The organism is Amycolatopsis echigonensis (genome assembly GCF_014174495.1).
In the GTDB taxonomy this organism is placed as follows: Bacteria; Actinomycetota; Actinomycetes; order Mycobacteriales; family Pseudonocardiaceae; genus Amycolatopsis; species Amycolatopsis echigonensis.
Genome location: NZ_JACJHR010000003.1, coordinates 94,823 through 115,267 on the forward strand (window position 1 = coordinate 94,823; position 20,445 = coordinate 115,267).

Consider the following 20,445-nt stretch of genomic DNA (forward strand, 5'->3'; position numbering starts at 1 on the left):
CCGACGTACTTTTCACCGCGGAGGCGGCATGAGCAGGGCACTCGAGCTGACCGTGGACACCGAGAAGCCGACCGGCACCGTGCTGGAAGTCTCGAACCTCGAAGTGTCCTTCCCGTCCGAGTCCGGCCGCGTGCACGCGGTGCGCGGGCTGAACTACCAGGTCGCCGCGGGGGAGGTGCTCGGCATCGTCGGCGAGTCCGGTTCGGGCAAGTCGGTGTCGTCGCTCGCCGTGATGGGGCTGCTGCCGCCGCAGGCGCGGGTTTCGGGCTCGATCCGGTTCTCCGGCAGCGAATTGATCGGCAAGTCCGACACCGAGCTGTCGAAGATCCGCGGCAAGAAGATCTCGATGGTCTTCCAGGACCCGCTGTCCGCGCTGACCCCGGTGTACACCGTCGGCGCGCAGATCGCCGAAGCGCTCCTGGTGCACGGCAAGGGCACGATCACCAAGCAGCAGGCGAACAACCGCGCGGTCGAACTGCTCGACCTGGTCGGCATCCCGAACGCGGCGGCGCGCGCGAAGGCGTTCCCGCACGAGTTCTCCGGCGGCATGCGCCAGCGCGCGGTGATCGCCATCGCGATCGCCAACGACCCGGACCTGATCATCGCCGACGAGCCGACCACCGCGCTCGACGTGACGGTGCAGGCGCAGGTGCTGGAGGTGCTGAAGACCGCGCAGGAGGTCACCGGCGCGGGCATCGTGATCATCACGCACGACCTCGGCGTGGTCGCCGGGTTCGCCGACCGGCTGATGGTGATGTACGCCGGGCGCGCGGTCGAGCAGGGGCCGGTCGACACGATCTACGCCCAGCCGCGGATGCCGTACACGCTGGGCCTGCTCGGTTCGATTCCCCGCGTCGACGCGCGGGAGAAGCAGCCGCTGGTGCCGATCGAAGGTCAGCCTCCGTCGCTGGTGAACCTGCCGCAGGGCTGTCCGTTCGCGCCGCGCTGCCCGCTGGCGATCGACGCCTGCCGCACGGCCGAGCCGGAACTGTTCACGATCACGCCGGGCAACCCGAACGCGCCCGTCGACACGACGCACCGGGCCGCCTGTATCCGCACCGAGGAACTCGGCCGTCCCGAAGCGGACGCCGCCGAGGTCTACGGCGCCGAGGTGATCGAGGAGGCCGCCGTCGCGTCCGTGCCGCGCGAACAGCGCACCACCGTGCTGGACGTGCGGGACCTGCAGAAGCACTACGCGGTCAGCAAGGGCACCGTTTTCAAGCGCAAGGTCGGCACGGTGCGCGCGGTCGACGGGATCACCTTCGACATCGTCGAGGGCGAAACCCTGGGCCTGGTCGGCGAATCCGGCTGCGGCAAGTCGACCACGCTGATGGAGATCCTCGAGCTGGCGGCCCCGGCGCACGGTTCGGTCGCGGTGCTCGGCAAGGACGTGGCGAAGCTCGGGGGCAAGGACCGCAAGGCGATCCGCCGCGACCTGCAGGTGGTCTTCCAGGACCCGATGGCCGCGCTCGACCCGCGGCTGCCGATCGGCGACATCATCGCCGAGCCGATGGTGACGCACGGGTTCGCGAAGGAGCGCATCGACAAGCGGGTGCCGGAGCTGCTCGGGCTGGTCGGCCTGCGCCCCGAGCACGCCGACCGGTACCCGGCGGAGTTCTCCGGCGGCCAGCGCCAGCGCATCGGCATCGCGCGGGCGCTCGCGCTGGAGCCGAAGCTGATCGTGCTCGACGAGCCGGTGTCCGCGCTCGACGTGTCGATCCAGGCCGGCGTGATCAACCTGCTGGACGAGCTGAAGGCCAAGCTGGGCCTGTCGTACCTGTTCGTGGCGCACGACCTGTCGGTGGTCCGGCACATCGCCGACCGCGTGGCGGTGATGTACCTCGGCAAGATCGTGGAGATCGGCGACGTCCGCACGGTTTTCGACGCGCCGCAGCACCCGTACACGCAGGCGCTGTTGTCCGCGATCCCGATCCCGGACCCGGCCAAGGAACGCGAGCGCGGCCGGATCATCCTCACCGGAGACCTGCCCAGCCCGGCGAACCCGCCGTCGGGCTGCCGGTTCCGCACCCGGTGTTTCGTCTTCTCCCAACTGTCCGAAGAGGACAGGAAGAAGTGCGTCGACGTCGAGCCGCCGCGCGAATCCCGCGCGCAGGACCACGACGTGGCGTGCCACTACGCCAAGACCCGCGAAGTCGTGTAGCCACGATCCGTTGGCACACCAGAAGAAGAAAGGTAGACACATGCGACGGAGAATGGCCGCATTCGTGGCCCCCGTTGCCGCTCTGGGGCTCCTGCTCGCCGCTTGCGGCGGCGGCAGCGGCGGCGGCGGCAATCTGCAGGACACCGGCTCGTCGGCCGTCAAGACCGCAGACATCAACGAGCAGCCGCTGGACAAGGTGAAGGACGGCGGCGACTTCAAGTGGCCGGTCGACCAGCTGCCGGACAACTGGAACTACTACGAGGTCGACGGCACCGTCCTGGACGGCGCCAACATGTTCGGCGCGATCCTGCCCTACCCGTTCCCGCAGAACGCGGACGCGACGGTCGGCATCGACAAGAACTACCTGACCTCGGCCGAGATCGTCAGCCAGGACCCGCAGGTCATCGAGTACAAGATCAACCCGAAGGCCAAGTGGAGCAACGGCCGCCAGTTCTCCTGGGAGGACTTCGCCGCGATGGCGAAGGCACTGAACGGCAAGGACACCGCCTACCAGGTCTCCAGCACCACCGGCTACGAGGACATCGCCAAGGTCGAGAAGGGCACTGACGACCTCGACGTCAAGATCACCTTCGCGAAGAAGTTCGCGGAGTGGAAGTCGCTGTTCTCGCCGCTGTACCCGAAGGAGGCGATGGCCGACGCCAACACCTTCAACAAGGGCTGGGCGCAGAAGGCGCAGATCACCGCGGGTCCGTTCAAGATCAAGAGCGTCGACTACACCGCCAAGACCGCGGTGTTCGAGCGCGACCCGAACTGGTGGGGCGACAAGCCGAAGCTGGACACCGTGACCTACAAGGTCGTGGACCGTCCCGCGCTGGCGGACGCGTTCGCCAACGGGCAGATCGACTTCTACCCGCTGAACAACGACATCAACGCGTTCAAGCGGGCCCAGGCGGACCCGAACGCGGTCGTGCGCCAGTCGGCCTACCCCGACTACACGCACATGACGCTCAACGGCGCCTCGTCCTCGATCCTCGCGGACAAGGACCTGCGGCTGGCGATCATGCGCGGCGTCGACACGGTGACCATCGCCAAGTCGATCCTCGGCCAGATGCAGAAGGACACCACGCCGATCGGCAACCACCTGTACCTCAAGGGTTCCAAGACCTACGAGGACAACAGCGGCCCGTACAAGTTCGACCAGAACGCGGCCAAGGCGGAGCTGGACAAGCTCGGCTGGAAGCAGTCCGGCGACCTGCGCGCCAAGGACGGCAAGCAGCTGAAGCTGCGCCTGGTGATCCCGTCGGGCACCCCGATCAGCCAGCAGACCGCGCAGATCCTGCAGTCGCAGCTGAAGGCGATCGGCGTGGGCATCGACATCGTGGCCGTCCCGTCGACCGAGTTCTTCAAGAACTACGTGAACGTCGGCAACTTCGACCTGACGTTGTTCCGCTGGATCTCGAACTCGTTCCCGATCGGCGGCAGCAAGGGCATCTACTACCTGGACCCGAAGAACATCAACCAGAACTACGGCCGGATCGGCAGCGACAAGGAAAACCAGCTGCTCGACACCGCCGCGCAGGAACTGGACGACACCAAGCGGGCCGCGGACATCAACGCCGCGGACAAGGAGATCTGGGCGCTGGGCCACCAGCTTCCGATCTTCCAGTCGGTCGGCGCCTTCGCCGTCCGCAAGACGGTGGCCAACTACGGTTCGCCGGGCTACGCGAACAACCCGTACGACTACCCCAAGATCGGGTTCGTGAAGTAATCCTCCCCTAGCGGGAAACGAAGGAGCGGCGCGGACTCCCCGCGCCGCTCCTTCCATTTTGGACAGTTAAGGTGAGCGTTGTGCGGAATTTCCTGCGATTGCGGCCGGTACGGCACATCCTGGTGACGAGTGTCGTCGTGTTCGTCGCGTGCGCCGCGGTGTTCGCGGTGCAGCTGCTGGAGTTCGCCGGCACCCGCCCACGGCTGCAAGGTCTCACCGCGAGCGCGACCGGCGTGGTAGCGCGGGTCGACGAGTCCACCGTCACGGTGCGCTTCCCGGTGCCGAACCAGCCGGAGGCGAGCGCGGCGGTCGAACTGGACACCACTCCCCCGCCGCTGGGCACGAAAGTTCCGGTGCGCTACGACCCGTCAGCGCCTTCGCGGGCAGTCACGACCGGGGCTTCGGCTTTGGTGACGGCCGACCGGGCCTCGACCTACGCGACGGTCACCGTGGTCGCGGTGCTCGCGATGCTTGCGGTGAACGGATTCCTGCTCTTCACGCGTTTCGTGCAGCCCTCTCGGCGCAAGGTGGGCTCTCCGGTGCCGATGCGCCGGGTGAAGGTGCAGCGCGGACTGCTGACGCGGTCGTGGCTGGAGACCGACACCGCGACGCCTCGATGGATCCCCGTGTACTTCTCTCCGACGCTGATCGGGCTGCCGTCACCGTCGCGGGTCGAGGTGCTGGGCGACTTGCGCACGGACCGGCATATCGCCGTCCGCATCGACGGCGAGGTGCTGTACCCGGCGGGTTCGGTGCGCACCGGCGAGCCTCGCGGCGGCCGGCTGGACAACCCTTCCGAGCCGGACGAGGAACGCTCGCTCGCCGCGGCCACGCCGGTACGGCTCGCGCGGCAGTTCCGCGCTGACCTGCCGGTGCTGGCGGTCGCGCCGGTCGTGGGCGCGTTTTGGGCGCTGGTCGACGGGAGCGGCTTCGCGGGGTGGCTGACGGTCAGCGTGCTGATCGCCGCGTTCGGGTTCTGGTGGGCCGCTCTGCGCGGCTCGGATCCGTCACTCTGACTCCAGCGCCGCCAGGATCTCCGCCAGCTCCGGGTACGACTCGCTGGCCTCCCCCTCCTTGCCGAGCCGGTGCCGTTCCAATCGCACCGCGCCGAGGTGCCGGGCTTCGTAGTACAACGCCCGCCGCCGAGCCGCCGGGGACGCGTCCAGCGGGCCGTAGGTGTCCCAGAACGCGTCGCGCTTCGAGCCCGCTTTCATCGAGGCCATCCGGATCGTCCAGTCCGCCGCCGGGTCGCCCCACCAGCTGCGGTCGTGGTCGAACACCCCGACGATCTCCAGCTCCGGGGTCAGCATCACGTTCACGTGCCACAGATCCCCGTGCAGCAGGCGCGGTTCGGTGATCTCGTCGAGCAGCGCGGCGTCGCGCTTCGCCCACGCGGCCACGGCGCGCAGGTCCGATCCGTCCAGGCCCAAGTCCTCGACGTCAGCGGCGTTGTCCTCGAAGTACGCGATCAGCGCTTCGCTCCAGGTCGCGAAATGCGGCCCGGCCACGAGGCCGAAACCAGGCCCGCGCACGTCGTGGACGGCGCGGGTGATTTCGCCGAGCTGGTGGAAGTACGGCGTCCGCTGGTCCGGCTCCAGACCGGAGAGGATTTCCGGACCGGGCTCTCCGGGCAGAACCGCCTGCAGCACGTAATCGCGGCCGATGACCTGATGCGTGAAATCGGCGGCGAGCGTGCGCGGCATCAGCGGCGCAATAGGCGCGAAGTACGGCGCGGCAAGGTACTCGTTGCGCATGAACTGGGGCTCGATCCGCGTCTGCCGCGCCGGTTCCGGGGCGACGCGCAGGATCGCCGGGCCGTCGGTCAGCTCCACCCGGTAGGTGTTGTTGTATCCGCCCCATCCGATTTCGGCCGCGGACCGCACACCGCTGCCGAGCGCGCGGCGGCAGAGCAGTTCGATCTGGTCGGCGGTGAGGGGCTGCTGGAACGCGTCCGGAGGCCGGTCTTTCGGCTGGAAGTCCACCCGGGCATCCTGCCACTCCGCTCAGGACAGCACGAATCCTTTACGGCTCAGCGCATCCTCGATCCGCAACCGTTCGAGATCCCGGTCCGCACCCTCGCGCAATCCGTCGAGCCGGTGCTCGACGCCGACCTCGCGGCACGCGGTGACGAGCAGTTCGTCGTACGCCTGCCGGGTGCCGATACGACGGGCAGCGGGCGTTCCGGAGGGAAGCTGCGCGAGGGTCCGGCGCACCCGGCGCAGGTCGGCGGCCACCTGCTCCACCGGCGGTTCGGACGGCACGGGAGCGGCGCGGCGCCGACGCAGCCAGCGGCAAGCCGCCGGAACGCGGAGGGCAGCCCAGAACAACGCCGAGGGGGCAACGCTGACCACGGCGAACAGCAGAACCGGACCGGCCGCCATGCTCCCGAGTTTAGCCGCGAAGGCGGCGTTTGCGTGCCTGATGTGCGAACAGCACCGCCACCCCCGCCCCGAGCAGGACGACGCTGGCGATCACGTGCGACTGCGGCGGCAATATGCGCAGCTGGACGAACCAGCTCGGGTGCCCCTCCCCGGCGAGCCGGTTGATCAGCCCGCCCGCGCCCTGCACCACCAGAAGGATGCCGAGCAGCTCGATCATCGCGACGCCTCTTTCGGCGCGGAGGAGCCGAAAATCTCCTGCCACAGCGGCCCGAAGACGAACCACAGGCCGGTGAGCGTGCCCAGCCGCGGCAGCCACGCCCACAGCGGCTCGACGTGGCCCGAGCCGCCGACCACCGCGATCGCGAGCAACAGCAGCCCGGCGCTGATCGCGGACGCCAGCACGCATTTGCCCCATTCTCGCCATTCCTCGCGGGCTTTCGCGCGGCCGTACAGCTTCTCCGGCCGCGGACCGCCGCCGAACCGGTGTGCGAACCGGACGTCGGCCCACCGCACCATCGACGGCCCGAACACCACCGAAAAGCCCAGATACACCGCCGCCAGCCCGTGCGTCACGTTCGGCGCCGCGCCGTTGAGAAGGTCGATCACCGTGATCACCAGCAGCACCAGGTCGACCACCGGCACCAGCGCCAGCAGCACGGTGCTCGCCTTCTGCTTGCGCAACGCGTACCGGCTCAGCAGCCCGGCCGCGATAAAGACCCAGAACCCGATCTCGCACGCCACGATAGCGGCGGTCATCGGACTGTTCAGCAGCTCGTCCATGGCTTCATGATCTCGGGCGCGGGCGGCCGCGCGCGTCACCGGACGGCACGATCGAGGGGTCATCATTTCGTAGGACGACCGCGCCGCCGGGGTGTGCTGTCATGGTCGGGTGCGCCTGCGAGACCTGCGCTCCGCCCTCCCCCGGCCGCGCGAACTGCCGCCGTGGCAGCAGAACGGCCTCGTCGCGCTCGCGGTGTTCGCCGGCGGCACGATGCTGTATCTCACCGACAGCCACCGCCTGCTGCCGAACGGCGACCCGTTCCCGCTGTGGATCCGGTTCGCCGAACTCGGCGCGATCTGCCTCGCCGCGTTCCTGCGCCGGAAAGTTCCGTGGGGGCTGCTGGTCGCCACCGGCATCGTGGGCGTCGACGTCGCGCTGGGCCTGTCGCTGCCGATCGCCATCGCGTACACGGATTTCCTGTACTCCGCCATGCTGTACGGCTCCCGCTGGACGACCCGGGTGCTGGTCGGCGTGACCGCCACGGTCACGCTCACCGTGCTGTTCGTGTTCCTGGCCGTGGCGGGCTGGCGGACGGCGGCGCTCGGCGCGTTCAGCATGCTGTCGTTCTTGCTGGTCCCGGTGTGGTGGGGCGCGAACGTGCGCCAGCAGAGCGACATCGCGGCGAGCGAGCGCGCCAACGCCGAGCAGCTCGCGACGATCGCCGCGCTCGACCGAAAGGCGGCGGTGGCGGCTGAGCGCTCGCGGATGGCTCGCGACCTGCACGACGTCGTCGCCGGGCATCTGTCCGCGATTGCCATCCAATCGGAGGCGGCACTGTCCATGGCGGACGATCCGAAGACCGCGCAGACCGTGCTCGTCGCGGTGCGGGAGAACAGCGTGCGCGCGCTGGAAGAAATGCGCGCGATGATCGGCCTGTTGCGTTCGGAATCCGCGGAGGACGAGGTGACCGCCCCGGCGCGGCTGGCCGAACTGGCCCGGCTGGTGGAGTCGGCGCGAGCGGCGGGCATGACGGTGACGGTGGATTCCACTGTGGACGAAGAACTCACGCTGCCGACAGCGGTCGACCTCACCGCGTACCGGATCGCGCAGGAGGCGCTGACCAACGCGGTCAAACACGCTCCGGGCGGCCGGGCGACCGTGCGGCTGCGAGTCGCCGACGGCACGCTGACCGTCGAGATCGGCAACGAACTGCTCGGCGCGCCGGGCCGGTCCGACGGCGGCGGGCACGGTTTGCTGAGCATGCGCGAGCGCGCACACGCCGTCGGCGGCACCCTGCGAGTAGGTCCGTCCGGCCCGCGCTGGCTTGTCCACGCCGAACTTCCCCTCGCCGGAGAGCCGTCATGACCATCCGAGTCCTCGTCGCCGACGACCACGGCGCCATCCGCGCCGGGCTCGCGCTCATCCTCGGCAACGCCGAGGGCATCGAAGTGGTCGGCGAAGCCGCCGACGGCGAGGTCGCGCTGCGCCAAGCCCGCGCGCTGCGGCCGGACGTGGTCCTGATGGACGTCCGGATGCCCGGCACCGACGGGATCACCGCCACCCGGCGGCTGATCGCCGAGGGGCTCGCCGAAGTCCTGGTCCTCACCACCTTCGACCTCGACGAGTACGTGCACGCCGCGCTGCGCGCCGGGGCCGCCGGGTTCCTGCTGAAGTCGGTGGAGGCGCCGCGGCTGATCGAGGCCGTCCGGCTGGTCGCGGCGGGCGAGGGCGTGCTCGCCCCGCAGGTCACCAAACGGCTGATCGCCGCGTTCGCCAGCACCCCGGCCGGGCCGTCGCCCGCGCCGGCCGGGCTCGCGGACCTCACCGAACGCGAACGCGAGGTGCTGGGCTGCCTCGGCGCCGGGCTCTCGAACGCCGAAATCGGCACCCGGCTGCGCATCGGCGAGGCGACGGTGAAAACGCATGTTTCCCGCGTGCTCGCCAAGCTCAGCCTGCGTTCCCGCGTGCAGGCCGCGATCCTCGCGCAGGACCACGGCATCGAGCCACCCGGATAGCCGATCTGCGCATCCGGGCGTGACCTTCTAACGTTCCCCCATGGGCGAGCGGAGAACTCTCGACGTCGACGAAGTCCTCAAGCGGCAGGAATCCGGCGAGCTGAAGCGGCGGCTCAGGGGGCGCGACCTGGTCGGCTTCGGCGTCGGCATCATCATCGGCACCGGGATCTTCACCCTCGCCGGGGTCGAGGCGAAGACGCACGCCGGGCCGTCGGTCACGCTGTCGTTCGTGATCGGCGCGGTGGTCGCCGGCCTCGCCGCGCTCTGCTACGCCGAGCTGGCCTCGAGCGTGCCGACCGCGGGCAGCGCCTACACCTACGCCTTCGCCACGCTCGGCGAGATCTTCGCCTGGATCATCGGCTGGGACCTGCTGCTGGAGTTCGCGCTCGGCGCGGCCGTGGTGTCGCGCAGCTGGTCCGGGTATCTCGCGAACCTGCTCGGGCTGTCGCCGGAGCGGTTCGGGGAGGACGCGACGGTCAACGTCGGCGCGGTGCTGATCATCGCGGTGCTGACGGTCGTGGCCGTGGTCGGCATCAAGGAGTCCTCGTGGCTCACGAACCTGCTGGTGCTGGTCAAGGTCGCGGTCTGCGTGCTCATCCTCGCCGTGGGCGTGTTCTTCGTGAAGGGCTCGAACCTCACCCCGTTCGTCCCGACCGCGCAGCCGCCGTCGGGCAGCTCCAGCGCGTTGCACCAGCCGGTGGTCCAGGCCGCTCTCGGGCTCGAGCAGTCGGTGTACGGCATCGCGGGCATGGTCACCGCCGCGGCTGTCGTGTTCTTCGCCTACACCGGCTTCGAGGCGCTCGCCAACCTCGGCGAGGAGACCATCAACCCGCGCAAGGACCTCCGCGTCGGCATCCTCGGCGCGCTGGCCGTGTGCGCGGTGCTCTACATCGGCGTGTCGATCGTGCTCACCGGCATGGTCCACTACACCGACATCGACTCCGGCGCGCCGCTCGCGGACGCGTTCGACCGGGTCGGCCAGCACTGGGTCGGCGCGCTGATCTCGCTCGGCGCGGTCACCGGGCTGACGTCGGTGATGATGGTCGAACTGGTCACGATCGGCCGGATCGGCTTCGCGATGGGCCGCGACGGCCTGCTGCCCAAGGCGATCGGCACGGCGCACCCGCGCTGGGGCACGCCGCACCGGATGACCATCGGCGGGGCCGCATTGATCGCGGTGCTGGCGGCGTTCGTGCCGATCTCCGCGCTGGCCGACATGGTCAGCATCGGCGCGCTGTCGGCGATGGTCATCGTCGCGGTCGCGGTGCCGGTGCTGCGCAAACGCCGCCCGGACCTGAAGCGGCCTTTCACCGTGCCGTTCTCGCCGGTCCTCCCCATCATCACCGCGCTGGCGTGCTTCTACCTGACGCTGAACCTCGACGTGATGACCTGGATCCGGTTCGCCGCCTGGCTGGTGATCGGCCTGCTGATCTACTTCTTCTACGGCCGAAAGCACTCCCGCTTCGCCAAGTAGGTTCAGGCCACCGCGAGGTGGACGCGGACGTGCCGCGGGTTCTCGACCTCGTCGAGCAGCGCCACGGCGAAATCGGCGTACGAGATCGTGACGGAGAGGTCGCCGTGCTCGCCGATTTCGTAGCGACCGGTGCGCTCGCCGTCGTGGTCGAAGTCGCCGACCGGGCTGACGTACACCCAGTCCAGCCCGGTGCCCTCGGTGCGCAACACTTCGAGCCCTGCCGCGTGTGCCAGGCAGAACGGCCGGAACTCGGCCGGAATCGCGTCCAGCACCGGGGTTCCGTCCGCGGCGGGCAGCAGCGCGGACAGCCCGACCGCGACCAGCCGGTCCACCCCGGCCTGCCGCAGCCCGGTGACGAGAGCGCGGGCGGCGCCGGTGAAGAAGGCGTCCGGGTCGGTGCCCTCGCCGTAGACCGCGGCCGCGTTGACGGCCGCGTCGTGCCCGGCGGCGAGCGCTGCGACGTCCACCGCGTTGGTGACATCGCCAGCGACGACATCGGCCAAGTCGCGGTAGCGCTCGGGATCGCGGACCACGGCGGTGACGTCGTGCCCGCGCCGTCGTGCCTCCGCGACCGCCTGGCGTCCGGCCCGGCCGCCCGCGCCGAAAATGACGATCTTGCTCATCGTGGGAATACCTCCTGGCGTGTCGATGCTCTGGAAGGTAGCCAGGGGGCCGGTTCCCTCCGGGATACTGAGAGGAGACCGCGATGACCGTCCGGCAGCCATTGCCTCCCGACCTGTTCGAGGAGCTGTGCCCGTCCTCGCTGGTGCCGTTCCGGTTCGGGGACAAGTGGTCCGCGCTGGTCGTCCGCTGCCTGGAAGGCGGGCCGCGCCGGTTCTCCGAACTGCGGGTTCCGTTGCACCGGGTCACGCCGAAGGTGCTGACCCAGACGCTGCGCGGCCTCGAACGCTCCGGGCTGGTGTCCCGCACGGCGCACGCCGACCCCGCGTCGGGGGTCGAGTACGCGCTGACCCCGCTGGGCCGCAGCCTGCTGGAGCCGATGCGGGTGGTGTACGGCTGGGTCGCTGAGCACTGGGAGGAATTGCTGGACGCCCAGGAGCGCTACGACGCACCGCAGCTGCGCAGCCCCGCGTAGGAAACCGCCTGCGCCAACGCCTCCGCGTGCCGGGCGTCCGCCACCAGCAGCACCGATTCCAGCCCCGCCGCGATCCATTCCACCGGCTGGTCGTGCACGCCGTCGTCGCCCAGCTCGCGGTAAGTGTCCACAACGGACAGCAAAGTTCCCTCCGCGCCGAGCCGCACTCCGGCGATCAGCACGTGATGCGGCGCGGGCGGCCGCCACCGGTTCGTCCACAGTGGAGGGACGCCGGTGTCGAGGTAGTCCAGCAGCGCGCGTTCCGGGGTGTCCGGCGACCCCAGTTCCGCCGGGTCGACCCGCGCCAGCACCGCCACCCGCGGCAATTCCCACAGGCCCAGCAACAGATCCGACACGGTCGAAGGGTGCCACTGCCCCACCGCCGGGACCACTGCCAGGCTCTCCGCCGACAGCGTCCGGATAGCTGTGGCCAATCCGTCCAGCGAGGTGCCCGCAGCAGTCTCGTCGAAGGGCACGGGAAGACGGAAGTCGGTGCGGGACAACGCACCTTCCGGGCGGCTGGTCGATCCGCGCACCGTCCCGGCAGCGATCGCGACCTCGTCCTGGTCCGGCACCGCGATGTCGGCCGCTCGCAGCGTCACGAGTCCGGCGAAGGCCGCCGCCAAACCGTCCTTCTGCGGCAGTTCCGCTCTGGCTTCGGCGACCAGGCGCGCACCGCCGGGAAGCCAGTGGACGTCGGAAAGCCCCGTGTTCAGTACCGCCACAGATGCGCCGCCACGATCTCCTCGGGCGCCCGCTCGGCGGCCCACGCCGCGTCCGAGGCACGCACCGCGCGGAACGCGCCGAGCAGCTCGTCCCCCAGCGCCCCGGACACACGCGGATTCGCCAGCAGCGCGGTGTCCTGTTCGGACGGACTCGCCGGGAGCGGGAGCACGCCCGCGGTGTTCCGTTCCCCTTCGCTCCAGCCGCCCGGGTCCTCCGCGATCGGCTCCGGCAGGACGGCCGAATCCTTGATCCCGGCCATCCCGGCAGCGAGCACGACGGCCAGCGCGAGATACGGATTGGCCGACGCGTCCGACGTCTTCAGCTCGACATTCGCGTGCTCCACGCCGAGCAACGCCGTGCCCGGGATGTACCGCAGCGGCGCTTCGCGGTTCTCCACGCCCCAAAACGCGTACGCACCAGCGAAAAACCCCGGCCGCAACCGCATCGTCGAAGGCACGCTCGGTGCCGTGATCGCCGTCAGCGCAGGCAAATCCCGCAGCAGCCCGCCGACGTAGGCCGCGCCATCGCCTTCCGGCACGCCGTCACCGGCCAGGAGGTTGCGGCCCTTGCGACGGACCGAAGTGTGCAAATGCCAGCCGTTCCCGGCAGCCGCGAGGCCGATCATCGGCGCGAAACTCACCACGAGTCCGTGTGCGTGCGCGGCGGCGTGGATGGTCTGGCGCGCCAGCAGCTGATCGTCCGCCGCGGAGACCGGATCCGTTGCGGCGAGCGACAATTCCAGCTGTGCCACGCCGTATTCCGCGTGCAGCTGGCCGATCTCCAGGCCGTTCGCGGCGAAATCGTGCAGCAGCGCGGCAATGAACTCGTCCAGGCCGATGAGCGCGTGCGGGCTGTACGCGGGACCGCGATGTCCGGGCGCGGACACGACGTCCTCGCTGCCCGCCGGCGCGACGGAGAACTCCAGCTCATACCCGGCACGGAACTCGAGACCACGCTTCGCCGCCTCGGCGACCTGCCGCTCCAGCACGGAACGCTGGCAGTACGGCCACGGCGAACCGTCCGCGGCGAGCTGTCGCACCGGAGCCCAGGCGAGCGCGGGCTGTCCGGCGAGCCGGCGGAGCCGTTCCATGACCGGCACGAGCCGGATGTCGCCGGACGGGGTGCCGAGGCCGCAATGGGCGTAGGTGATGGCGTCGTGGCTGTCGAAGACCGCGAACAGCGAGGTCGCGCCCACGCCGCGGACGGCCGCGTCGGCCAGCCCACCGATGGGGACCACGCGCGAACGCGGGATGCCGTTGTTGTCCGCCCAGGTCAGGTGGACGCCAACGACCCCCGCCGCGGCGAGGTCCTTCGCCGCCGCCGACGCCGCCTTGGTCATGGCAACCTCCTCGGGCTCGGGACCAGTATCGCGGGCCGGGGCCGCCCGGGCCATCCGCGGATGTTCACCCGGGCGGCTCAGTGACCGGTCCGGCGTCTTCCCTGCTGCGCAACGCCACCCCGGCGACGACCGCGAGCGTCCCGAGCGCTTCGCCGACGCTCGGCACCTGCGCGAGCACCAGGAACCCGACGACCCCGGCCGTCACCGGCAGCAACGCCAGCAGCACGGCGAACCGGGCCTGGCCGAGCCGGCGCAGGACCACTTGGTCGAGCGCGTACGGCACAACGGTCGACAGCACGCCGACGCCGATCCCGAGCAGCAGCATGCGTGGCGAAGCCCACACTTCCCCGGTGCCGAGCGCGAGCGGCGACAGCACGACGGTCGCCACCGCGAACCCGACCGCCAGCGAATCCAGTCCGTCCCCGCCGATCGCGACCCGTTTGCCGAGCACGATGTACCCCGCCCAAGCAGCCGCCGCGGCCAGCGCGAACACGACGCCGAGCGGACTGCCCGCGATCCGCACGTCCGCGATCGCGACCACCCCCACCGCCACCAGGACCAGCGCGATCAGGTCCCGCCGCGTACGCGACCCGACCGCCGCGACGACCACCGGACCGGCGAATTCCAGCGCGACCACCGTGCCCAGCGGCAATCGCGCGATGGCCTCGTAAAAGACCACGTTCATCCCGGCCGTCACGACCCCGAAAGCGCCCGCGAGCAGCAGCCGTTTGCCCCGCCAAGCGGCTTTCGGCGGCCGCCGCCACAGCAACAGCACGACGGCCGCCCCGAGACAGCGGAGCCACGCAACCCCAGACGGCGTGGCGTGCCCGAAAAGGTCGACCGCGATGGCCGCACCGGCATACATCGAAATTCCGCTGAGAACGAACAAGACCGGTGCCGGAATCGCGTTCACGCGTTTCCAGGAGAGTGCAATGCCCACTCCCGCATGGTGCCTGACCACGGAAAACGCCCTGCGCCGGGTGGTCTGGTCCTACGGGTTGGGACGCGGCTGCGGCATCCGGGCTAATTCGGCGTGACGCACCTCCCACCGGCGCGGGAACACTTGCGGGCCGCCAAACGTCTGCAAGAGTGGAAGCACGAACACCGCGGAGCCGGAAGCGATCCCCGCCGAAGGCATCGAGACCGAAGTGGGCGTAGCTGGATCGAGGCACCGGGCGACCGGTGCCGGGACGGAGGGAGACCCCCATGACAACACCCACGCTCACCCGCCCCGAATTGACCGCAGCCGACCGATGCGACCGGTGCGGAGCAGCAGCTCAGGTACGCGCTGTCCTCAGCTCCGGAGGCGAGCTGCTCTTCTGCGGGCACCACGCCCGCGAGCACGAGGCCAAGCTCAAGGAACTGGCCGCGGAGATCCAGAAGTAAGTTCGCTCACCGACAGATTCGCTCCGGAGGCGGCAGGCGCACGCGCTTGCCGCCTCCGGCGTTTTCCCGGCCGGGCGACCGGCGCTTCTCGCTCTCAGATTTTGTGCGGCCCCGGTGCCCTGCGCCGAGCTTCGGCGCAGGCTGGCCTGCCGGATCTTGGCCTCTCGCGTGCCGCTGGGCGCGGGCTGCCCTCGCGTCGACCGCAGGGCACTAGCCGACTCTGCCCGCGCACCACGACTGCCGCCTCGACGCATCCCGGCCATCCACCAGGCGAGCCGCTTTCTTCAGAGTCCGCCCACCGGCCCGCCTCCCCGGCAACGGCCCTAAACGTGCACCAGCGCACTTCACCCAGCCGGGGCACCCAGCCCCCTCCCAGCGCCCCGATACGAAGCCTCCTTGCACAATCCGGCTCCGGGGTGCCCACCCGCACCGCCGGGAACAGCCTCACGGCCGCCGAGAAAAACCTCACACCGTATCCAGCACCACTTCGAACGCCACCTCAGCCGCCCCCAGCAGCTTCACATCCGCCCCCAGCGCCGAACTCACGATCCGAGTCCCGCCGACCGCCCGCGACACCAGGCTTCGCCGCCGCACCTCGTCGGCGACCGACCGCATCACCGTCTCCGGCAGCACGGTGAGCAAATCCCCCAGCACCACCAGCTCGGGCCCCAGCAGGTTGACCACGTTGACGAGCCCCAGCGTGAGCCACTCCGCGTACTCCTCGAGCCGGGAAGCAGCCGAGTCAGGATCCAGCCTCAGTTCCCGCAGCTCCACCAGGATCGCCCCGCGAGGCGTGTCCTCCGGCAGCCCCAGCGCCCGGCACAGCGCCGCCTCGCCGATCTCGGTCTCCCAGCACCCCCGGCTCCCGCAATAGCAAGCCCGCCCGCCGGGCCGGATCGCCATGTGCCCGATCTCGCCGACGTACCCCGCGCCCCCGCGCAGCGACGATCCCTGCGAAATCACCCCGCCGCCGACGCCGACGTCCGCGGAGACGTACACCGAATCCGAAGACCCCCGAGCCGCACCCCGCAAATGCTCGGCGACCGCGCCCAGCTCGGCGTCGTTGGCCACCAGCACCGGAATCCGCAGCACCGCCGACAGCCGGTCCCCGAGCGCCACGTCGGTCCACCGCAGGTTGGGCGCTTCGTGCACCAGGCCGTCGGCCCGCCGCACCACCCCGGGCACCGACACCCCGGCCGCGACCGGCTCCACGCCGAGGTCCCCGGCCAGCACCCGGGTCGACTCGATCACGTGGGTGATGACCTCGTCCGCCGTCCGCGTCCGGCCGTGCAGGTTCCAGCTGTTGCGCCCGAGGATCTGCCCGCCGAGCCCGACCAGCGCGATCGCCACGTGTTCGACCTGCAGGTCGACCGCGAGCACGACCGCGGCGTGCGGCTGCGGCAGGACCAGGAGCGAGGGGCGGCCCGCCCCTCGCCCTGGCCTCGGCACTTTCTCCTCGACCACGCCCGCCTCGGCGAGACCGTCGACGAGGGTTTTGATGGTGCTCCGGTTGAGCCCCAGTTCGGTGGCCAGTGCGGCCCGCGTACTGGGCCCGCCGACGTGCAGCAGGCGCAACAGGGTCGTGCGGTTGTGCCGGCGCACCTCGTCCGGACGGGCGACGGGCGGGCTGCTCACCGGCTCATCTTCCCATCAGCCCTCAGCGGGCCGACGCCTCAGCCCGCCGTCGCGACAGCGCGTCGACGGTCGCGGCCAGCAAGAGCACCAGACCGGTGATGATGTTGACCACCGCGGCCTTCTGCTGGAGCAGGCCGAGCCCGTTGTTCACGATCGCCAGCACCGCGCCGCCGATCACCGCGTCCATGATCCGGCCCTTGCCGCCGAACAGCGAGGTGCCGCCGATGACCGCAGCGCCGACCGCGAACAGCAGCGTGTTCAGGCCGCCGGACTGGCCGCTGACGGAGCCGACCTTCGACGAGTACACGATCGCGCCGATCGCCGCGAAGGACGAGCTGATCACGAACACGCTGGTGCGCAGCTTCGGCACGTTGATGCCGGCCCGGCGCGCGGCTTCCTTGTTGCCGCCCACCGCGTACAGGTGCCGGCCGTACTTGGTGCGGTTGAGCACGTACGTGCCCGCCACCAGCAGGGCCAGGACGATCGGCACCACGTACGGCACGCCCGAGATCACGACGAGGTCGTTCGACGCCCGGTTGACGGTGAGCAGGTAAGTCGCGACCGCGGCGAGGACCGCGACGGCGGCCACCTTCGCCAGCACGATCGGCGTCGGCTGGACCACCAGCCCGCGCTTCAGCCGCGAGAAATGCTGTCCGAGCGCGAGCACCGCGTATCCGCCTGCCGCGACCACGAACAGCACCCAGCTGCCGACGATCGAGAGGTTGCCGTTGGCGACCGCGTTGAGCGTGTCGCTCGTGCTGATCGGCAGCGTGCCGCCTTCGCCGACGAACTGCAGGATCACGCCCTGCCACACGATGAACAGCGCCAGCGTGACGACGAACGACGGCATGCCGATCTTCGACACCAGGAAACCGGTGATGCAGCCGATCGCGGTGCCGGTGCAGATCGCGATGACCATTTCGACCCACGCGTTCACCGGCGCGCCGATCAGGATCACCACGATGCCGACCAGCGAAACCGCCGCCCCGGCCCAGATCTTCTGCAGCAGCGCCAGCACCACCGCGAGCACGAGCACCGCGATGAACGTGATGAAGACGCCGGTTCCCATGACGCCCAGAAGGTTTCCGTTGCGGACGTAGTGCAGCGCCATCAGCGACGCGCACACGCCGGACGCGGTGCCCGCCGACAGGTCGATCTCGCCGAGCAGCAGCACGAACACGATGCCCATCGCGATGATGGTCTGCCCCGCGCCCTGCTCCAGCAGGTTCGCGATGTTGCGGAGCGTGAAGAAGTCGCCGGAGAGCGCGCTGAACAGGACGGCGAGCGCGATCACGCCGAGCACGGCGGGAATCGAGCCGAGCTGCCCGTCCTTCATCCGCGCGAAGTAGTCCTTGATCGCCTCGCCGGTGGACATCGAGGTGGTGTCGATGCCGAAGTCGGCGATCGCCCCCGCGGGGGCCTCCGGCTTCTCCGGCTTCGCGGAAGTTTCGGTCATGGCGGGTTCTTTCTCGCTGCTCACAGCGCGACGGCTTCGGGGCGGGCCAGGCCGAGTTCGCCGGAACGGCCCGCGGTGATGAGTTCGACGACCTGGCTGTGCGTCACGTCCTTGGTCTGGACGTCCGCGACGAGCCGGCCGAGGTAGAGCACGTCGATCCGGTCGGCGACCTCGAAGACGTCGGCCATGTTGTGGCTGATCAGCACGACGCCGAGGCCCTGTTCGGCGAGCCTGCGCACCAGGTCGAGCACCTGCTTGGTCTGCGCGACGCCGAGCGCCGCGGTCGGCTCGTCGAGGATGACGACTTTGCTGTTCCACAGCACGGATTTCGCGATCGCCACGGTCTGCCGCTGCCCGCCCGAGAGCGCGGAAACGGGCGTGCGGACCGATTTCACCGTGCGCACGCCCAGCGACGCCAGCGTCTCGCGCGCGGCCTTCTCCATGCTGGCCTCGTCGAGCAGCCAGCTGCTGCCGCGCTCGCGGCCGAGGAACATGTTCTGCACGATGTCGAGGTTGTCGGCGAGGGCGAGGTCCTGGTACACGACCTCGATGCCGAGTTCGGCGGCGTCCTTCGGACCGCGGATGTGCGCGTCCGCGCCGTTGAACCGCACGGAACCCGTGTCGTACGGGTGAATGCCCGCGATGCATTTGACCAAAGTGGACTTGCCGGCCCCGTTGTCGCCGACGAGCGCGGTCACTTCGCCCGCCCGCACGCCGAAGTCCACGTCGTGCAGGACGTGGACCGGGCCGAAGCTCTTGTTCAGGCCGGTGATGTCGAGAATGGGCTCGCTCATGGTTTCGCTTGTCTCTCGCGTGGGTGCCGGGCCGGAACGCGTGTCGGGGGAACGCGTCCCGGCCCGGCTGCTCTGGCGGGGAGTTACGGCGTCAGGAGATGCCGTTTGCGGTGCACTTGGCGGCGAGGTCGCCGGTGCAGATGTCGGACGCCTTGACGTAGCCCTGCTGGACGACGGTCTTGACGTCCTTGATCGTGATCAGCTGCGGCTGAAGCAGCACCGACTTCAGGTCGCGGTTGTTCTTCGGGTCGTGCAGCTTGCCGGTCGCGATCGCGTCCGCGGCCGCCTTGTCGCCCTTGGCCAGCGCGGCGGCCAGCTTGGCGGTGTTCTCGGCCTCTTCCTTGATCGGCTTGAAGATCGTCAGCGTCTGGTCGCCGCGCAGGATCGCCTGCAGGCCGGCCGGGGTCGCGTCCTGGCCGGTGACCGGGACCTTGCCGTTGAGCCCGTTCTTCTTCAGCACGGTGATCACCGCGCCGGCGAGCTCGTCGTTCGCCGCGACGACGCCGTCGACCTTGCCGTTGACCCGGGTGAAGATCTGCTCGAAGGTGGTGCCGCCGACCTGGGCGTCCCAGTTGTCGATGGCCTGCTTCTGCACCAGGTTCAGCGTCTTGGCGTCGTACAGCGGCTTGAGGATCTTGTCGTGGCCGTTGCCGAACAGCGTCGCGTTGTTGTCCGTCGGCGCGCCCTCGATCTGGACGACGTTGGCTCCCGGCTTGCTCTTCAGCGCGTCGGCCAGGCCCTGCGCCTGGATCTCGCCGACCTTCTCGTTGTCGAACGAGACGTAGTAGTCGGCCGAACCGCCGAGGCTCGGGCGGTCGTAGTCGATGACCGGGATGCCCGCGGTCTTGGCCTTGGCCTCGATCGCCGCGCCGACCGCCGGGTCGGACGGGGCGATGATCAGCACCTTGACGCCCTGGCTGATGAAGCCGTCGGCGAGGGTGGAGAACTTCTGGTTGTCGCCCTGGGCGTTCTCGATGTCGGCGCTGAAGCCCTGCGCGGAGAGCGCGGCCTGCAGCATCGGCTTGTCGAAGGCTTCCCAGCGGGCGGAAGTGGCGGTCTCCGGCAGGATCACGCCGACCTTGCCGCTGGCGCCGCCGCCCGCGGGAGCGGAGGCGGAGCTGTTGGTGCCCCCCGAGTTCCCGGAGCCCGCACTGTTGGCGCCGCACGCCGAAAGCGCCAGGCCGGCGCTCACCGTCGCGGCGAGGAGGGTAAGGGTTCTGCTGCGCATCCTCGTTCCTTCTCCGATCATGCTCGCGGGGTGATCGGGGAAGCCCCGGTGCACCGTCGCAGATATGTTGTGGCCGACAACATATGCCGCCGAGCGGCTCTGCGGAAGATGGCGGGATCGAGTAACTGACACCAAATGGACACGGTTCGGCAACGCAGCCCTAATCTGCGCCCTGAACTGACGGAGTGATCCGTGCCACGCACTGAGCGTAACGAGAAGGTGTCCGGACTTGTCCGGTCCGGGGCACGACGGTGCCCGTCGAGGCGCCCGGATCGAACCGGACGAACCGTTCTACCAGGAAAAG

20 protein-coding genes are annotated in these 20,445 nt (G+C 69.9%); 8 read left to right on the forward strand and 12 right to left on the reverse strand.

Annotated elements, in window-relative coordinates:
• The first annotated feature begins 28 nt into the window (after positions 1–28).
• The 3 genes from H5411_RS03360 (at position 29) to H5411_RS03370 (ending at position 4,906) form a co-directional block, all read left to right on the forward strand.
• On the forward strand, positions 29–2,161 hold the full coding sequence (locus tag H5411_RS03360) for an ABC transporter ATP-binding protein (RefSeq protein ID WP_183122913.1): 2,133 nt from the start codon (positions 29–31) through the stop codon (positions 2,159–2,161).
• A 40-nt stretch (positions 2,162–2,201) separates the two neighbouring features.
• On the forward strand, positions 2,202–3,890 hold the full coding sequence (locus H5411_RS03365; protein WP_183122914.1) for an ABC transporter family substrate-binding protein: 1,689 nt from the start codon (positions 2,202–2,204) through the stop codon (positions 3,888–3,890).
• Positions 3,891–3,970: 80 nt separating this feature from the next.
• Positions 3,971–4,906 carry a hypothetical protein gene (locus H5411_RS03370; RefSeq protein WP_312877459.1) on the forward strand — a complete coding sequence of 312 codons (936 nt, stop codon included), beginning with the start codon at positions 3,971–3,973 and terminating at the stop codon, positions 4,904–4,906.
• Here the strand turns inward: H5411_RS03370 and H5411_RS03375 are convergent.
• From H5411_RS03375 to H5411_RS03390, 4 genes are read right to left on the reverse strand one after another with little or no spacing between them, the layout of a single operon-like run.
• Positions 4,898–5,872, reverse strand: coding sequence for a phosphotransferase family protein (locus tag H5411_RS03375; protein ID WP_183122916.1), 975 nt, complete (start codon positions 5,870–5,872; stop codon positions 4,898–4,900). The genes H5411_RS03370 and H5411_RS03375 overlap by 9 nt on opposite strands.
• Positions 5,873–5,893: 21 nt before the next feature.
• Entirely contained in the window at positions 5,894–6,271 is a 378-nt protein-coding gene (locus H5411_RS03380; RefSeq protein ID WP_183122917.1) for a hypothetical protein, read from the reverse strand.
• A 10-nt stretch (positions 6,272–6,281) separates the two neighbouring features.
• Positions 6,282–6,488: a hypothetical protein gene (locus H5411_RS03385; RefSeq protein WP_183122918.1), complete on the reverse strand. Its 207-nt coding sequence runs from the start codon at positions 6,486–6,488 to the stop codon at positions 6,282–6,284.
• On the reverse strand, positions 6,485–7,051 hold the full coding sequence (locus tag H5411_RS03390) for a hypothetical protein (RefSeq protein ID WP_183122919.1): 567 nt from the start codon (positions 7,049–7,051) through the stop codon (positions 6,485–6,487). The genes H5411_RS03385 and H5411_RS03390 overlap by 4 nt, the downstream gene beginning before the upstream one ends.
• A gap of 124 nt (positions 7,052–7,175) precedes the next feature.
• On the opposite strand from H5411_RS03390, the gene H5411_RS03395 reads away from it, so the two are divergent.
• From H5411_RS03395 to H5411_RS03405, 3 genes are read left to right on the forward strand one after another with little or no spacing between them, the layout of a single operon-like run.
• Positions 7,176–8,357, forward strand: coding sequence for a sensor histidine kinase (locus H5411_RS03395; RefSeq protein WP_183122989.1), 1,182 nt, complete (start codon positions 7,176–7,178; stop codon positions 8,355–8,357).
• Positions 8,354–9,007, forward strand: a complete 654-nt coding sequence (locus tag H5411_RS03400) for a response regulator (protein WP_101434694.1) — start codon at positions 8,354–8,356, stop codon at positions 9,005–9,007. The genes H5411_RS03395 and H5411_RS03400 overlap by 4 nt, the downstream gene beginning before the upstream one ends.
• Before the next feature lie 40 nt (positions 9,008–9,047).
• Entirely contained in the window at positions 9,048–10,481 is a 1,434-nt protein-coding gene (locus H5411_RS03405; protein WP_183122920.1) for an APC family permease, read from the forward strand.
• A 2-nt stretch (positions 10,482–10,483) separates the two neighbouring features.
• On the opposite strand, the gene H5411_RS03410 is transcribed toward H5411_RS03405, so the two are convergent.
• Positions 10,484–11,104 (reverse strand): NAD(P)-dependent oxidoreductase, encoded by a 621-nt coding sequence (locus tag H5411_RS03410; RefSeq protein WP_101434696.1) that lies wholly within the window; start codon positions 11,102–11,104, stop codon positions 10,484–10,486.
• A gap of 83 nt (positions 11,105–11,187) precedes the next feature.
• On the opposite strand from H5411_RS03410, the gene H5411_RS03415 reads away from it, so the two are divergent.
• Positions 11,188–11,577 carry a winged helix-turn-helix transcriptional regulator gene (locus H5411_RS03415; RefSeq protein WP_183122921.1) on the forward strand — a complete coding sequence of 130 codons (390 nt, stop codon included), beginning with the start codon at positions 11,188–11,190 and terminating at the stop codon, positions 11,575–11,577.
• Here the strand turns inward: H5411_RS03415 and H5411_RS03420 are convergent.
• The 3 genes from H5411_RS03420 to H5411_RS03430 form a co-directional block, all read right to left on the reverse strand.
• Positions 11,544–12,302, reverse strand: coding sequence for a DUF6885 family protein (locus H5411_RS03420; RefSeq protein ID WP_183122922.1), 759 nt, complete (start codon positions 12,300–12,302; stop codon positions 11,544–11,546). The two genes, H5411_RS03415 and H5411_RS03420, sit on opposite strands and share 34 nt — an antisense overlap.
• A complete protein-coding gene (locus H5411_RS03425) occupies positions 12,290–13,642 on the reverse strand; it encodes a type I glutamate--ammonia ligase (RefSeq protein WP_183122923.1) in 1,353 nt (450 codons plus the stop codon). The genes H5411_RS03420 and H5411_RS03425 overlap by 13 nt, the downstream gene beginning before the upstream one ends.
• 64 nt (positions 13,643–13,706) lie before the next feature.
• A complete protein-coding gene (locus H5411_RS03430) occupies positions 13,707–14,507 on the reverse strand; it encodes an EamA family transporter (RefSeq protein WP_183122990.1) in 801 nt (266 codons plus the stop codon).
• A gap of 341 nt (positions 14,508–14,848) precedes the next feature.
• Between H5411_RS03430 and H5411_RS03435 the strand changes: the two genes are divergently transcribed.
• Positions 14,849–15,028, forward strand: a complete 180-nt coding sequence (locus H5411_RS03435) for a DUF7455 domain-containing protein (RefSeq protein ID WP_037358805.1) — start codon at positions 14,849–14,851, stop codon at positions 15,026–15,028.
• Between the two features lie 465 nt (positions 15,029–15,493).
• On the opposite strand, the gene H5411_RS03440 is transcribed toward H5411_RS03435, so the two are convergent.
• The 4 genes from H5411_RS03440 to H5411_RS03455 all read right to left on the reverse strand — a co-directional run bounded on the left by H5411_RS03440 (position 15,494) and on the right by H5411_RS03455 (position 20,141).
• Positions 15,494–16,663 carry an ROK family protein gene (locus H5411_RS03440; RefSeq protein ID WP_183122924.1) on the reverse strand — a complete coding sequence of 390 codons (1,170 nt, stop codon included), beginning with the start codon at positions 16,661–16,663 and terminating at the stop codon, positions 15,494–15,496.
• A gap of 22 nt (positions 16,664–16,685) precedes the next feature.
• Positions 16,686–18,119, reverse strand: a complete 1,434-nt coding sequence (locus H5411_RS03445) for a sugar ABC transporter permease (protein WP_183122925.1) — start codon at positions 18,117–18,119, stop codon at positions 16,686–16,688.
• A 20-nt stretch (positions 18,120–18,139) separates the two neighbouring features.
• Positions 18,140–18,913, reverse strand: coding sequence for an ATP-binding cassette domain-containing protein (locus tag H5411_RS03450; RefSeq protein WP_183122926.1), 774 nt, complete (start codon positions 18,911–18,913; stop codon positions 18,140–18,142).
• Between the two features lie 91 nt (positions 18,914–19,004).
• A complete protein-coding gene (locus tag H5411_RS03455) occupies positions 19,005–20,141 on the reverse strand; it encodes a sugar ABC transporter substrate-binding protein (RefSeq protein WP_101434701.1) in 1,137 nt (378 codons plus the stop codon).
• Between the last annotated feature and the right edge of the window lie 304 nt (positions 20,142–20,445).

Excerpts from the sequence above, each read along its gene's own strand:
- H5411_RS03360 (WP_183122913.1), top strand. The coding sequence starts at position 29 with ATGAGCAGGGCACTCGAGCTGACCGTGGACACCGAGAAGCCGACCGGC.
- H5411_RS03365 (WP_183122914.1), top strand. The coding sequence starts at position 2,202 with ATGCGACGGAGAATGGCCGCATTCGTGGCCCCCGTTGCCGCTCTGGGG.
- H5411_RS03380 (WP_183122917.1), bottom strand. The coding sequence starts at position 6,271 with ATGGCGGCCGGTCCGGTTCTGCTGTTCGCCGTGGTCAGCGTTGCCCCC.
- H5411_RS03385 (WP_183122918.1), bottom strand. The coding sequence starts at position 6,488 with ATGATCGAGCTGCTCGGCATCCTTCTGGTGGTGCAGGGCGCGGGCGGG.
- H5411_RS03390 (WP_183122919.1), bottom strand. The coding sequence starts at position 7,051 with ATGGACGAGCTGCTGAACAGTCCGATGACCGCCGCTATCGTGGCGTGC.
- H5411_RS03400 (WP_101434694.1), top strand. The coding sequence starts at position 8,354 with ATGACCATCCGAGTCCTCGTCGCCGACGACCACGGCGCCATCCGCGCC.
- H5411_RS03405 (WP_183122920.1), top strand. The coding sequence starts at position 9,048 with ATGGGCGAGCGGAGAACTCTCGACGTCGACGAAGTCCTCAAGCGGCAG.
- H5411_RS03410 (WP_101434696.1), bottom strand. The coding sequence starts at position 11,104 with ATGAGCAAGATCGTCATTTTCGGCGCGGGCGGCCGGGCCGGACGCCAG.
- H5411_RS03415 (WP_183122921.1), top strand. The coding sequence starts at position 11,188 with ATGACCGTCCGGCAGCCATTGCCTCCCGACCTGTTCGAGGAGCTGTGC.
- H5411_RS03425 (WP_183122923.1), bottom strand. The coding sequence starts at position 13,642 with ATGACCAAGGCGGCGTCGGCGGCGGCGAAGGACCTCGCCGCGGCGGGG.
- H5411_RS03430 (WP_183122990.1), bottom strand. The coding sequence starts at position 14,507 with ATGTATGCCGGTGCGGCCATCGCGGTCGACCTTTTCGGGCACGCCACG.
- H5411_RS03435 (WP_037358805.1), top strand. The coding sequence starts at position 14,849 with ATGACAACACCCACGCTCACCCGCCCCGAATTGACCGCAGCCGACCGA.
- H5411_RS03445 (WP_183122925.1), bottom strand. The coding sequence starts at position 18,119 with ATGACCGAAACTTCCGCGAAGCCGGAGAAGCCGGAGGCCCCCGCGGGG.
- H5411_RS03450 (WP_183122926.1), bottom strand. The coding sequence starts at position 18,913 with ATGAGCGAGCCCATTCTCGACATCACCGGCCTGAACAAGAGCTTCGGC.
- H5411_RS03455 (WP_101434701.1), bottom strand. The coding sequence starts at position 20,141 with ATGCGCAGCAGAACCCTTACCCTCCTCGCCGCGACGGTGAGCGCCGGC.